Origin of the sequence: Streptomyces sp. NPDC019396, assembly GCF_040632375.1 — a bacterium.
Lineage (GTDB): Bacteria > Actinomycetota > Actinomycetes > Streptomycetales > Streptomycetaceae > Streptomyces.
On sequence record NZ_JBEYBS010000033.1, the window covers coordinates 22,606 to 35,106 of the forward strand.

The following is a 12,501-nucleotide window of genomic DNA, read 5'->3' on the forward strand; positions in this document are numbered from 1 at the left end:
GGTGTCACCGCACAGCACCCGCGTCTGCATCACCGACGTCCGACGACTCGGTGGCAGTGTTCGGCACCGCCACCATCACGGGAGGCGGGACCCTCGCGATCCGTACGGCCCCAACCACCACCACGCCAGGCGGGCCGAGGCCAGACGCGAGCCCCGCACCACGGCCGCCCGGACCACGGCAACCGCCCCTGCCCACACTAGTAGCCCCACCAGTAGCGGAAGTCACTCGCGGCCGAGGGGCCGAAGCCTGCCGGATGATGCTGCGTCACCGTGCCAGTTCACAGCTCCCGGGCAGGGTTCGGTCCCTCGCCGCGCCCCCGGCCCAGAAGTATTGCATGGTGCAAAGGTTCGCCTCTAGGGGGCTTGTAGGCCCTACTTGGACGGAGCGACCGCCTTCTCCACGTCCGCCAGGGTCGCCGCGTCCACGAGGCCGGTGTCCTCAAGGACCTCCATGTGGTCGAGCACGGTCTGGTTGGCCTGCCGGGCGTGGCGGCGGATCAGGTCGTTCTGCGTGGCGGCCCTGACCTCGGCGATGGTGGCGAAGATCTTCCCGTGTGAGGCGCGCAGCAGGTTGGCGAAGAGCCGGTCGAACTCGGCGCCCTGCGCGTCCTCGAGCTGCTTGACCCAGCCCTGCTGCTCCTCCGTGGCCTGGTCGGGCAGCTGCACCCCCAGAATCCTCGCGTCCTCGCGTACGAGCTGGTCCAGCTTGCTGTGCCCCTCCAGCAGATGCAGACCCGCGCGCTTGACGGCCTCGCTGGAGGCCTGGGTCTGTGCGAGGCGGCCGGCCGGGATCTCCCACAGGCCCGCCTGACGGACCTTGACCAGGAACGTCTTGTCCACCTCGGTGACCGGCTGCGGTCCGGCCTGCGCCGCCGCCTGCGAACCATCCGCCTCCGTCGCTCCGGAACCGCCGGTATGGCCGGAACCGGAGTGCCCGTAACCCGAGCCCGAGCTGCCGGACTGGCCGTATCCGCCGTTCTGCGCCGTGACGCCGATCGGGCTCTGCGCGCCCGCCGCCTCGCTGTCACCACCGCGGGTCATGATCAGCACGGTCGCGATCACGGCGCAGACAGCCACGATGACGGCGATCGTCCGTATCGGGACACCGATCTCGGCGGAGTGTCGGTTCGGACGCATGGGGGTGCCTCCCGTTCGGCATGGAGCAGTGCTGCTGCTCGTGTTCGTTCATGTCGTCGGGAGCTGTGATGTCGGTGCGGCTGGCACGGCGCGCAGCCACCAGTACGGGCGTGGACGCCGCAGCGTTCACCGGGCCGAAGCCCGGCACGGTGAACGGCACGATAGAAAGGAGGCATGACCGACATGGGGCAGTCTCCGCAGTCTCTGCCGTCTCCACAGCTCATCCCCGGCATCGGCGGCGCCGACGACACCGATGACGTGGACGCGGTGACGCGTTCGGTGCTGACCGCCTCCCGGCTGCTGGTGGCGGTCTCCGCCCGTTCTCTGGCGGCCGTGGAGGAGCGGGTGACGCTCCCCCAGTTCCGGCTGCTCGTGGTGCTGTCCTCCCAGGGCCCCGCCAAACTCGTGACGCTCGCCGAACGACTCGGTGTGAACCCCTCCACAGCGATGCGCATGATCGACCGACTGATCGCGGCCGGACTCACCGCCCGCGAGCCCAACCCCGACAGCCGCCGCGAGACCGTGCTGCGGCTCACGGACGAGGGCCGGGCACTGGTCGAGGACGTGATGGCCAGGCGGCGGCAGGAGATCGCGGGGATCGTGACGCGGATGGCCCCGGAGCAGCGGATCGCCCTGATCGACGCGCTGACCGCGTTCAACGAGGCGGGCGGCGAACCGGACGCACCGGCCGGCCGCCTTGCCGCTGCCACCGGTTCGTACCCCCTGGGCTGGGAGGACACCCCGCTGCCGCAGGGCGGTTGAGCGACGGCGGCAGTCCTGCGGCCGCAGGTGAGTGGTGTGGATCAGGGGTTGCGCTGAAGCACGCCGGGGCGGGGCCCGTGACCTGTAGGGCGGGTCGTGCCCGGTGACGACTCCGCAGGGTCGTCACCGTTGCGGACGAGGGTGTGCATCCCGGCTTCAGGCCCGCAGCACCGTCACCACCGCCGCCCCGCCCAACCCGATGTTGTGCGCGAGCCCCGTCCTGGCCCCCCGCACCTGCCGCGGCCCCGCTTCTCCACGCAGCTGCCAGGTCAGCTCGGCGGCCTGGGCGAGACCGGTCGCACCGAGCGGATGGCCCTTGGAGATCAGCCCGCCGGACGGGTTGACCACCCAGCGGCCCCCGTAGGTCGTCGCCCCCGACTCGACCAGCTTCCCCGACTCGCCGACCGCGCACATGCCCAGTGCCTCGTACGTCAGCAGTTCATTGACCGAGAAGCAGTCGTGCAGCTCGATCACGTCGATGTCCTCGATACCGAGGCCCGATGCCTCGTACGCCTGCCTGGCCGCCGCCCGCGACATGGGCCGGCCCACGACATCGACGCATGAGCCGGAGGCGAAGGAGTCCTCGGTGTCGGTGGTCATGGCCTGCCCGGCGATCTCCACGGCTTTGTGGTGCAGCCCGTGTTCGACCACGAACCGCTCGGACACCACAAGCACCGCCGCCGCCCCGTCCGATGTCGGCGAGCACTGCAGCCGGGTGAGCGGCTGGTGCACGGGCTTGGCGGCGAGGATCTCGTCCACCTCGTACACCTCGCGGAACTGGGCGTACGGGTTGGCCGCCGAGTGGCGGTGGTTCTTGGCGGCCACGGCGGCGAGCTGTCTCGGTGTGGTGCCGTGGCGTTCCATGTGCTCACGTGCGGCGTTGCCGAAGATCTGGGCAGTGGGCGGGGTCATGTCGAATCCGTGCCGGGCGGCCATGATCCCGTAGTGGCGGGCCACCGGGGACGTCCTGAGGTCGCCGTCGCCGCCTCCCCCGCCGCCCAGCGAGCCGCGCTTCATCTTCTCGAAGCCCAGCGCGAGCACGCAGTCGGCTAGCCCGCCCGTGACGAACTGCCGCGCCATCATCAGGGCTGTCGAGCCGGTGGCGCAGTTGTTGTTGACGTTGTAGACGGGGATCCCGGTGAGGCCCAGCTCGTAGACCGCGCGCTGACCCGCCGTCGAGGGCTGGAAGCAGTAGCCGACGGCGGCCTGCTGGACGAGGGAGTACGGGACGGCCGCGTCGTCGAGAGCGGCGGCGCCCGCCTCCCGGGCCATGTCCCAGTAGTGCCAGTCCCGGGATTCGGGCTTCTCGAACCTGGTCATTCCGACGCCGACGATGTACGCCTTCATTTCCTTCTCCCGACCCTTCCGTTCAGTCTCGCGGCAGGCCGAGGATGCGCTCGGCGACGACATTGAGCTGCACCTGGGTGGTACCACCCGCGATGGTCAGACAGCGGCTCATCAGCAGGCCGTGCAGGGCTCGTTCACCCGGGCCCTCCCGCACGGCTCCCGCAGGGCCGAGGAGTTCGAGGGTGAGCTCGGCGACCTTCTGCTGATGCGTGGTCTGGATGAGCTTGCGTACGGAAGCGCCCGCGCCCGGCTCGAGGCCGTCGACCTGCCGCAGGGTCGTCCGCAGCCCGATGCAGGCGAGGGCGTGGGCCTCGGCGGCGAGCGCACCGACACGGGCGACACAGCCGCGTCCGTCACCACCCCCCTCGTCGTCCAGTCCCGGCACTCTGGCGATCAGCTCCTCAAGGCCCGTGTCGAAGGTCAGCTGGTCCGCCATGTGCACGCGTTCGTTGCCGAGGGTGTGCCGGGCGACGCGCCAGCCCCCGTTCACCTCGCCGACCACGGCGTCCGCGGGCAGCAGCGCACCGTCGAAGTACACCTCGTTGAACAGGGAGTCCCCGGTGATCTCCTTCAGCGGGCGGATGTCGATGCCGTGCGTGGCCTTCATGTCGATCAGGAAGTAGGTGAGGCCCTTGTGCTTCGGTGCTTCGGGGTCGGTGCGGGCCAGCAGGATCCCGTGGTCGGCCCACTGTGCGGCGCTCGTCCACACCTTCTGGCCGGTGACACGCCAGCGGCCGTCCGGCATGCGCTCGGCGCGGGTGCGCAGACTGGCGAGGTCGGAGCCCGCATCGGGTTCACTGAAGAGCTGGCACCACAGCAGCTCGCCGCGCAGGGTCGGCAGCAGGTAGCGGAGCTTCTGCTCCTCGGTGCCGTACGCGATGAGGGACGGCACCACCCAGGTGCCGATGCCGAGTTCGCTCAGCTCGACCCGGGCGGCCCTCAGCTCCTGTTGCACGGCGAGCTGCCGGACAGGACCGGCGCCGAGGCCGTACGGCGGCGCCAGGTGCGGGGCCGCGTAACCGGTGGGGGCGAGAGTACGGCGGGCGGCCCGGGGGTCGAGACCACGGGCGGCGGCGATGGCGGCGCGGGCCTGTGTCCGGTACGGCACGGCCTCGGCGGGCAGTTCGAGGCGCAGCTCGCGCCGGGCGCCGCCGGCGGCGAGCCGGGCCGCGCGCTGCCGGTGGGCGTCGCCGGGGCCGAGCAGCTGGCGGGCGACGACGGCCCGGCGCAGATGGACATGGGCGTCGTGCTCCCAGGTGAAGCCGATGCCGCCGAGGATCTGGATGCAGTCCTTGGCGCAGGTGTACGCGGCGTCGAGCGCGGTGGCGGCTGCGAGGGCGGCGGTGAGCCCACGGCCGGCAGAGTCCTCGTCGGCGGCCCGCGCCGCGTCCCAGGTCAGCGCCCTCGCCTGTTCGAGCCGTACGAGCATGTCGGCGCACAGGTGCTTGACGGCCTGGAACTGCCCGATGGGCCGCCCGAACTGCTCGCGCACGGCGGCGTGTTCGGCGGCAGTGCCCAGCGCCCAGGCGGCGGTCCCGCAGGCCTCGGCCGCGAACACCACGGCGGCGAGGTCGGTGACCAGCCCGGGGTCGATGTCCAGGACGCGTCCCTCGGGGACGCTGACGCGCACGGCGGTCACCTCGGCGGTGGGCCGGGTCGGGTCAGCGCTCTCGTGCCCGCGGATCGACAGCTCGGCGGCGTCCACCACGACCCATCCTGTGTCCGTGGCCAGCAGCACCAGGTCCGCCTGTCCCGCGCCGAGCACGGGAGGCGCGGTCCCGTCGAGCCGGTATCCCGCGCCGGTGCGTACAGCGGTGAGAGTCCCCGGACCGAGGGCGACGGCCCCGGTGCGCCGCCCGCTCGCGAGGTCACGTGCGAGTCCCCGCACCGGGTCCTGCACCCGCTCACCGCGCCCCGCCCGCGCCAGCACGGCGGAGGCCAGCACGCTCGGCAGATACGGCCCGGGGAGAGCTGCCCGCCCGGTCTCCTCCAGCACCACGGCGAGATCGAGCAGCGTGCCGCCCCCGCCGCCGCACTCTTCGGGCAGATGCACCCCGAGCAGCCCCTGCCCCACGGCCGCGTCCCAGTACCCTGGTCGCCCCCCGGCACCGGAACCCGGTGTGTCCAGCAGCTTCCGTACGGCTTCGGGGGGCACTGACCGCGCCAGCCAGCGGCGCACGGAGTCGGCCAACTCCCCGTGTTCCCCGGTGATTCCGATGCTTCCGGAGCGTGGTGTGCCCATGCCCGGCAGAGTAGAACACGTTTCATTCTGACGGAAGGTCAGAGGCGCTGATGTCGAACGGCCGCGACGGGGTGATGCGACTCGTGCTGGTTCCCGATGGCGCGAATCAGCTGAGATCAGTGTCCGGCCGGCGGCTGGGGCGGAACCGGTCCTCGATGGCCTGCAGTTTGTCCTGCTCGAGGGTTTTCGCCTCGGCCTTCCGCGCGTCCCGGGCCGTGCGGGCGGCCGCGGCCGCGGTGGTGGCGAGGCTATGGGCGGTGGAAGCGGCATTGGTGGCACGGTTCGCGGCGCTGGAGGCGATCGCGGCCTGGCGCTTGGCCTCCGCGGCCTCCGACTGTGCGGGTGGCACCGGCCTCCTGGAGATCATGGCCCGCGAACGAAAGTCAACGTCGGTGACCAGACCGCCTGCACCGGCACCCTCGTCGACCTACAGTGGGTCCTGACCGCGGCCACCTTCTGATGCGGCGGGGATGATCTCCGCTGCGGTTCGTGTCGGCGTTCGTCATGGCATGGAGCCTCGCCGCGAGAGCACGGCCCTCGTATCGGCGATGCCCCCCATCTAGGCGATGACCACCGACGCGTACGCACCGCCGGCGCGGTGAAAGTGGGTCCATGAACACTTTCATGGACAGCACGGAGATCGTTGTGCGGGTACGGCATGCGGACGGCCGGTGGTCGGCCAGGACGGTCTGGGTGGTGGTACTCGACGGGGAGGCGTACGTCCGCTCGGCCTTCGGACTGCGCAGCGCCTGGTACCGCCGGGTGCTGCGGCACGCGGACACGGAGGTGGAGGTGGCCGGGGCCCGGCTGTCCGTCACCCTCCAGCCGGTGGATGACCCCGAGCTCGTCCAGCGCGTCTCCGGTGCCTACCGGGCCAAGTACGGAATGAGCTGGCCCGGCCCCGTGGAGTCGATGAACGCGCACGAGGCCGCGGCCACCACCATGCGGCTAACGGATGTCGGGCAGGTCCCGCAGTTGCCTGCGTGAGGTGAGCCCGAGCTTGCGGAAGATGTTGCGCAGGTGCGCGTCGACCGTCCGCGGGCTGAGGAACAGCTTCGCCGCCACCTCCTTGGAGGTGGCGCCGTCGGCGACCAGGCGCGCGATGTGCACCTCCTGCATCGTCAGCTGGTCCGATGCCTTCGCCGTGCGGCTGCGGGCCTGTTCGCCCGTGGCGCGCAACTCACCGGCGGCGCGCTCGGCGAACGCCTCCATACCGAGGTCGGACAGCGACTCGTGCGCCAGCCGCAGCGCGGACCTGGCGTCACGCCGCCGGCCCTGGCGGCGCAGCCACTCCCCGTACAGCAGATGCGCCCGGGCCCGGTACACGGCCGGCGCGCTGCCGTCGAGCAGGCCGATCGCCTCCTGGTAGGCGGACTCGTCCTCGGTCACCAGGGCCCGCGCATAGGCCTCGACACCGAGACCCCACGCGTGCCGGCCGGCCTGCGTCCGCTCCGTGAGGGACGCGAGGGCCACGGCGGCTGCCTCGGTCTCGCCGCACCGCATGGCCGCCTCGACCAGCTCGGGCAGGGCGAGGCCCGCCGTGCCGACGGCGCCGTACTCGACCGCCTGCCGTGCCGCCTTCAGCGCGGCCGGATAGTCGGCCAGGCCGTTGCTGAGCACGGCCGTCGCCCACTGCACACTGAGGCTCATCCGCTGGTCCACCGACGCGAACAGATCGACGGCTTCCTTGCGCCGCCCGCGCAGCGCGGCCAGATGGAGGCGTGGGTAGACCAGCGGCGCCGCGCCGGTGGCGTCGGCGATCGCCTCTTCCTCGGAGATCAGCTCCATCGCCGCACCGAAGTCGCCCGTGTGCACGCTCGCGGTGGCCTGCATGGCCAGTCCGATGGGCAGCGCGTGGAAGGAGCCCGACTCCCGGCCGGCCGCGACGGCGCGGGTGGCGATGCCGTACAGGGAGTCGAAGTTCCACAGCTCGGTGGCCACCATGAATCCCAGTGACGGCCGCCTGGCCCACACCTCGTCGTCGGCGTCGCCGACGACCGGCCTGAGGATCTCCCCCGCCGCCGGATGCCCCTCGCTGACCAGGCTGATCAGGCCGGTCAGGACCGCTGCCGCGCCCGACACCGGCCCGCCCGGCGGTGGGGCCTTCCTGGCGGCTTCCACCACGTGGTCGAGGCCGCCGAGCAGAAGTCCCATCTCGATGGCGTCCAGATAGCACTCCCTCGACCGGGCGGGGTCGGTGGCCGCCAGCGTGGCGGCGGCACGCAGGAGATACGCCGTGGGGCCTTCGTCCCCCCGGCGGCGCACGAACGACAGCCTGCCGCGGAGCAGGTCGGCCCTGGCGGCCTGGCTCGGATCGCCGGTCCCGATGGTGGTGAGCAGGTCGGCCGCCGTGTCGAAGTCGCCCACCGAGAGCTTGGCCTGGACCGCGGCGAGGACCCGCTCGACGCGTTGGACGGGGCTGATCGTGAGCGCGGCCGAGCGTTCGAGGAAGGCCGCCGCAGCCGCGACACCGCCGCGTTCCTGGGCGCGGGTGGCGGAGGTTTCGAGCTCGGCGGCGACTTGCTCGTCCGGGCCCGCACTGGCCTGGGCACGATGCCAGGCCCGCCGGTCGGGGTCGGTGACCGGGTCGGTCACGGCGGCCAGCGCCTCGTGCGCCCTTCGCCGCTCGTCCGGTGCCGCGGCGCGGTAGGCGGCCGAGCGTGCGAGAGGGTGGCTGAACCGGATCCGGGTGCCGAACTCGACCAGCGCGGCGGACTCAGCGGCGGCGGTCGCGTCGATGCCCAGGCGTTCGGCCGCACGCCACAGCAGGCCGGGGTCGCCGATCGGGTCGGCGGCGGCGACGGTCACCAGCAGCCGGGCCGCCGGCGGCAGGAGTTCGAGCCGGGACCGGAAGCTCTGCTCGATCACGCCGGGTACCGACTCGGGCTGGGCGAATCCGCCCGCCATCCCGGCGAGCCCGGCGGTCCTGGGCAGCTCCACCAGCGCGAGGGGGTTGCCGCGCGCCTCGGCGAGGATGCGGTCGCGCACCCGCTCGTCCAGCGGGGCGCGGACCGCCGCGGTCAGCAGCGCGCGTGCTTCCGATTCGCCAAGGCCCTGAAGCGAACGGCCGGGCAGCTCGTCCAGTTCGGGCAGCCGGCTCGGCTCGCGCGCCGCGAACACGAGGGCGATCGACTCGGCCGAGACCCGGCGGGCCAGGAAGGCCAGCGCCTTGGCCGATGCCTGGTCCAGCCACTGTGCGTCGTCGACGACGCACAGGAGCGGGCGTTCGCGCACGGTCTCCACCAGGAGGCCCAGTGACGCGACGCCGACCAGGAACGGATCGGGTGCACCGCTGTCGAGGCCGAACGCGATCTCCAGCGCCTTGCGGTGCGGCGCGGGCAGCGCGGTCAGCCGGCCGGTGACGGGCGCGAGCAACTGGTGCAGCGCGGCGAACGGCAGCTCCATCTCGAACTCGGCGCCGGACGCCCGCATCACGAGGAACCCGGTCGCCGCCTCGTCCAGATGACGCAGCAGCGCGCTCTTGCCGATGCCTGGTTCACCGCGCAGGACCAGGGCGCCGCCCCGGCCCTCCCGTGCCGCTTGGAGGAGGGCGTCGAGCTGGCGTATCTCGTCCTGACGGCCGAACAGCACATCCGTATATGTCTCGGGCATGTCTGAAAACCTATGCGGTCGTACGCCACAGGGGAATTCGGGAACGACGGCAGGGGTGTTCGGGAAGGACCGCGGGGGCCACGCACGACAGCAGGGGGTCACGGACGACCGCAGAGGGTTCGCACACGACCACGGCCGCCTGCGGAACGACCGCAGTCGCCTACCGCTCTCCCGCAGGACGCCGTATAGGCGATGACTACCGACGCGAGCGGTGGACGCCCGCTGCGAGTGTCTAGCCATGACCCGCACCGCAACGCAACGGACCACCACCAGCTGGATACCGCTGGCGGTCTTGGCCACGGCCCAGTTCCTGGTCGTGCTGAGCACGTCGATCGTGAACGTCGCCCTCCCCCAGATCCGGGCCGGCCTGGACCTGTCGGACACGGGCCAGGCATGGACGGTCAACGCCTACGTACTCGTCTTCGGCGCGCTGCTGCTGCCGGGAGGACGCGCAGGCGACGTCTACGGCCTGCGACGCGTGTTCCTGCTCGGCACCGAACTGTTCGCCGCCTCCGCCCTGGGCGCGGCACTGGCGCCCACGGCGATCGTGCTGATCGCCTGCAGGGCGGTGATGGGCATCGGCGCCGCACTGCTGGCGCCCACGGCGCTGGCCCTTGTGCTCACGCTCTACTCCGGCAGGGAGCGGCGTGGCACCGCGCTCGGAGTGTGGGGGGCGGTCTCCGGTGCCGGCGGGGCGGCGGGCGTGCTGCTGAGCGGGCTGCTCACCAGCCTGTACGGCTGGCGTGCGGTGTTCGTCGTGATGGTGCCCCTCGCCCTGGCCGTCCTGGTGGCCACCCGACTGCTGGTCGGCGCCGACCGGCCACGCGGTGGAAGCCTGGACGCGCCGGGTGCGGTGACGGTGACGGCGGGGCTGGTCGCGCTCACCTACGGCCTGTCGGGCCCTTGGCCGCTCGCCGTGATCGGTCTGGCGCTGCTCGGACTGTTCGTGGTGCTCCAGAGCCGTGCCGCCGAACCGCTGCTGCCGGCGCGGATGAGCGTGGTGGCGGTGCCCAACGTGCTGATGGCCCTGCTGGGCGCGGTCTGGCTCGGCCTGTTCTACTTCCTGCCTCTCTACCAGCAACGCACGCTCGGGTACTCGCCCTTGGAGGCCGGGCTGACCCAGCTTCCCCTGGCCCTCATGATCACCCTCTCGTCATGGGTGACCGGGAAGGTCTCCGGCCGCGGAGTGCTCCCCGCGGGCCTGCTGGTCCTGGCGGCCGGACTGGCCTGGCTGTCCCGAACCCCGGCCGACGGCAGCTTCCTTGCGGACCTGCTCGGCCCGACGCTCCTCATCGGCACCGGGCTGGGTGTGGCTTTCGTCCGGCTCACCGCGATGTCCTCCACGGGTGTTCCGGCCGCCGACAACGGACTGGCCGGCGGGCTTGTCAACGCCACCCGGCAGATCGGCGGAGCCATCGGTCTGTCCTTCCTGACCCTGCTCCCCTCCTTCGGCGCGGCCTTCCTGGCCTGCGCCGCCCTGACTCTGCTCATCTCGGCTCTCTCCACGCGAAAGGCATGACCATGACTCTGGAAAAGCCCTACATCAGCGGCCACTTCACCCCCGTCACCGACGAGATCACCGGCCGCGAACTGAAGGTACGCGGCACCCTCCCGCCCGAGCTGAACGGCCGGTACTTCCGCAACGGCCACAACCCCAAGCCGGGCGTCACCCCCACCCACTGGTTCCGCGGCGAGGGCATGCTCCACGGCGTCCGCCTCAAGGACGGCCGGGCCGAGTGGTACCGCAACCGCTGGGTGCAGACCCCCTTCCTGGACGGCGTGCCGTTCACCGGAACCGAGCTCGAGGTCAGCGCCGCCGCCACCAACATCATCTTCCACGGGGGCCGTTACCTGGCTCTCCAGGAGGCCAACCTGCCCTGGGAGGTCAGCGCCGACCTCGACACGATCGGCGTCTACGACTTCGGCGGCAAGCTCACCAGCTCGATGACCGCCCACCCCAAGGAGGACCCGGAGACCGGCGAGCTGCACTTCTTCAGCTACAGCCCCTTCCCCCCGTACCTGACCTACTACGTGGCCGACGCCTCCGGCGCCATCGTCAGGTCGGAGGTCGTCGACGGCTCCGGACCCTCGCTCATGCACGACTTCGCCATCACCCGCGAGCACGTCGTCTTCATCAACTCGCCGGTGGTCTTCGACCACTCCGAGCACTCCGGCATCCCCTACCGCTGGCACGACGACGTCCCGCTGCGCCTGGGCGTGATGCCGCGCGCCGGGGGCAGGACCACCTGGTTCGAGGTCCCCGACCAGGCGGCGCTGCTGCACGTCGCCAACGCCTACACCGACGCACGGGGCCGGATCGTCCTCGAAGCACCGCGCTTCGACCGTTCCGCCTGGGAGAGCTCGTGGAAGTGGTGGGTCGGCGCTCCCGGCTACGGCACCAGCCCCGACGCCGGCTCGACCTTCCACCGGTGGATCATCGACCCGGCCACGGGCAAGGTCACCACCGAGTCACTCAACGATCTGGCCACCGAGTTCCCGTCGATCAACGAGGCCTACCTCGGTTCGGACTACCGCTACAGCTACACCATCGGCTTCCCGGGTGCGGGGCTGCCGGGCTACCACACCCTCAAGCTGGACTCACGGACCGGCGAGGAGAAGCTGCTCGCCCACGGTGACGGGCGGATGCCCGGCGAGGCCGTCTTCGTGCCCGCCGAGGGCGGGACCGCCGAGGACGACGGCTACCTGCTCACCATCGTCAGCGACCTCAAGGCCGACGCCTCCGAACTGCTCGTCCTGGACGCAGGCGACCTGAGCACCGTGGCCGCCGTCGAACTCCCCCGCAGGGTGCCCGCCGGCATCCACGGCGACTGGATCCCCGACTCCGAGCTGCCGGGCTGACCCGCCTCAGCCGCCTGACCTGACCCACCCGAAGCCGCCCGGGCCGCCGTTGACTCCCCCCTCAGCGGCGGTCCGGGCCCCCGACACCGAGGAAGCGCCATGCCCTACCCCACGACCATCGACGAGAACGCCCCCATCGTCGCCGACCACACCATCCGGATCGCCGCTCCTCTCGAGCGGGTCTGGCAGCTGCACACCGACATCGGCTCCTGGCCCGCATGGCTGTCCGCCATCACCGAGGCCCGGCTCGACGGCCCCGTCGCCCCCGGCGCCACCTTCCACTGGGTGACCGCGGGCCTGTCCATCGACTCCACCGTCTACGCGGTCGACGCATCGCACCGCATCCTGTGGGGCGGCCCCGCGCACGGCATCACCGGCGTGCACGAGTGGACCTTCACCGAGGACGTCGACGGCGTCGTGGTCCGCACCCGGGAGTCCTGGGCGGGCGCGCCGGTCGACTCCGACCGTGACAACCTCGCCGCCGCGCTGAACGAATCCCTCGGCACCTGGCTCGACGCCCTGAAGAAGGCGGCGGAGTAGCA

At 71.9% G+C, this 12,501-nt stretch carries 10 protein-coding genes; 5 read left to right on the forward strand and 5 right to left on the reverse strand.

The genetic code is table 11. The features are described 5' to 3' along the window. Positions 1-372: 372 nt before the first annotated feature. Positions 373-1,137 (reverse strand): DUF4142 domain-containing protein, encoded by a 765-nt coding sequence (locus tag ABZ532_RS28080; protein ID WP_361289617.1) that lies wholly within the window; start codon positions 1,135-1,137, stop codon positions 373-375. Between the two features lie 183 nt (positions 1,138-1,320). Here ABZ532_RS28080 and ABZ532_RS28085 point away from each other — a divergent pair, with 183 nt between their 5' ends. Further along, on the forward strand, positions 1,321-1,899 hold the full coding sequence (locus ABZ532_RS28085) for a MarR family transcriptional regulator (RefSeq protein ID WP_361289700.1): 579 nt from the start codon (positions 1,321-1,323) through the stop codon (positions 1,897-1,899). 156 nt (positions 1,900-2,055) lie between these two features. Here the strand turns inward: ABZ532_RS28085 and ABZ532_RS28090 are convergent, their stop codons facing one another. The 3 genes from ABZ532_RS28090 to ABZ532_RS28100 all read right to left on the reverse strand — a co-directional run bounded on the left by ABZ532_RS28090 (position 2,056) and on the right by ABZ532_RS28100 (position 5,837). Continuing rightward, positions 2,056-3,246: a lipid-transfer protein gene (locus ABZ532_RS28090; RefSeq protein WP_361289620.1), complete on the reverse strand. Its 1,191-nt coding sequence runs from the start codon at positions 3,244-3,246 to the stop codon at positions 2,056-2,058. Positions 3,247-3,268: 22 nt separating this feature from the next. Further along, entirely contained in the window at positions 3,269-5,488 is a 2,220-nt protein-coding gene (locus ABZ532_RS28095; protein ID WP_361289623.1) for an acyl-CoA dehydrogenase, read from the reverse strand. A gap of 106 nt (positions 5,489-5,594) precedes the next feature. Then, positions 5,595-5,837, reverse strand: coding sequence for a hypothetical protein (locus tag ABZ532_RS28100; protein WP_361289626.1), 243 nt, complete (start codon positions 5,835-5,837; stop codon positions 5,595-5,597). A gap of 263 nt (positions 5,838-6,100) precedes the next feature. Here ABZ532_RS28100 and ABZ532_RS28105 point away from each other — a divergent pair, with 263 nt between their 5' ends. After that, complete coding sequence (locus tag ABZ532_RS28105) at positions 6,101-6,475, forward strand: DUF2255 family protein (RefSeq protein WP_361289629.1); 375 nt, start codon at positions 6,101-6,103, stop codon at positions 6,473-6,475. Here ABZ532_RS28105 and ABZ532_RS28110 read toward each other — a convergent pair. After that, on the reverse strand, positions 6,437-9,100 hold the full coding sequence (locus tag ABZ532_RS28110; RefSeq protein ID WP_361289632.1) for an AAA family ATPase: 2,664 nt from the start codon (positions 9,098-9,100) through the stop codon (positions 6,437-6,439). The genes ABZ532_RS28105 and ABZ532_RS28110 overlap by 39 nt on opposite strands. Positions 9,101-9,338: 238 nt before the next feature. Here ABZ532_RS28110 and ABZ532_RS28115 point away from each other — a divergent pair, with 238 nt between their 5' ends. The 3 genes from ABZ532_RS28115 (at position 9,339) to ABZ532_RS28125 (ending at position 12,499) form a co-directional block, all read left to right on the forward strand. Continuing rightward, the gene (locus ABZ532_RS28115; RefSeq protein WP_361289635.1) at positions 9,339-10,619 is read left to right on the forward strand and encodes an MFS transporter; all 1,281 of its coding nucleotides are present in this window, start codon (positions 9,339-9,341) and stop codon (positions 10,617-10,619) included. Positions 10,620-10,621: 2 nt separating this feature from the next. Next, positions 10,622-11,959 (forward strand): carotenoid oxygenase family protein, encoded by a 1,338-nt coding sequence (locus tag ABZ532_RS28120; RefSeq protein ID WP_361289638.1) that lies wholly within the window; start codon positions 10,622-10,624, stop codon positions 11,957-11,959. 99 nt (positions 11,960-12,058) lie between these two features. Then, positions 12,059-12,499: an SRPBCC family protein gene (locus tag ABZ532_RS28125; RefSeq protein WP_361289641.1), complete on the forward strand. Its 441-nt coding sequence runs from the start codon at positions 12,059-12,061 to the stop codon at positions 12,497-12,499. Positions 12,500-12,501 lie beyond the last annotated feature (2 nt).

Excerpts from the sequence above, each read along its gene's own strand:
- ABZ532_RS28115 (WP_361289635.1), top strand. The coding sequence starts at position 9,339 with ATGACCCGCACCGCAACGCAACGGACCACCACCAGCTGGATACCGCTG.
- ABZ532_RS28110 (WP_361289632.1), bottom strand. The coding sequence starts at position 9,100 with ATGCCCGAGACATATACGGATGTGCTGTTCGGCCGTCAGGACGAGATA.
- ABZ532_RS28105 (WP_361289629.1), top strand. The coding sequence starts at position 6,101 with ATGAACACTTTCATGGACAGCACGGAGATCGTTGTGCGGGTACGGCAT.
- ABZ532_RS28090 (WP_361289620.1), bottom strand. The coding sequence starts at position 3,246 with ATGAAGGCGTACATCGTCGGCGTCGGAATGACCAGGTTCGAGAAGCCC.
- ABZ532_RS28080 (WP_361289617.1), bottom strand. The coding sequence starts at position 1,137 with ATGCGTCCGAACCGACACTCCGCCGAGATCGGTGTCCCGATACGGACG.
- ABZ532_RS28085 (WP_361289700.1), top strand. The coding sequence starts at position 1,321 with ATGGGGCAGTCTCCGCAGTCTCTGCCGTCTCCACAGCTCATCCCCGGC.
- ABZ532_RS28125 (WP_361289641.1), top strand. The coding sequence starts at position 12,059 with ATGCCCTACCCCACGACCATCGACGAGAACGCCCCCATCGTCGCCGAC.
- ABZ532_RS28095 (WP_361289623.1), bottom strand. The coding sequence starts at position 5,488 with ATGGGCACACCACGCTCCGGAAGCATCGGAATCACCGGGGAACACGGG.
- ABZ532_RS28120 (WP_361289638.1), top strand. The coding sequence starts at position 10,622 with ATGACTCTGGAAAAGCCCTACATCAGCGGCCACTTCACCCCCGTCACC.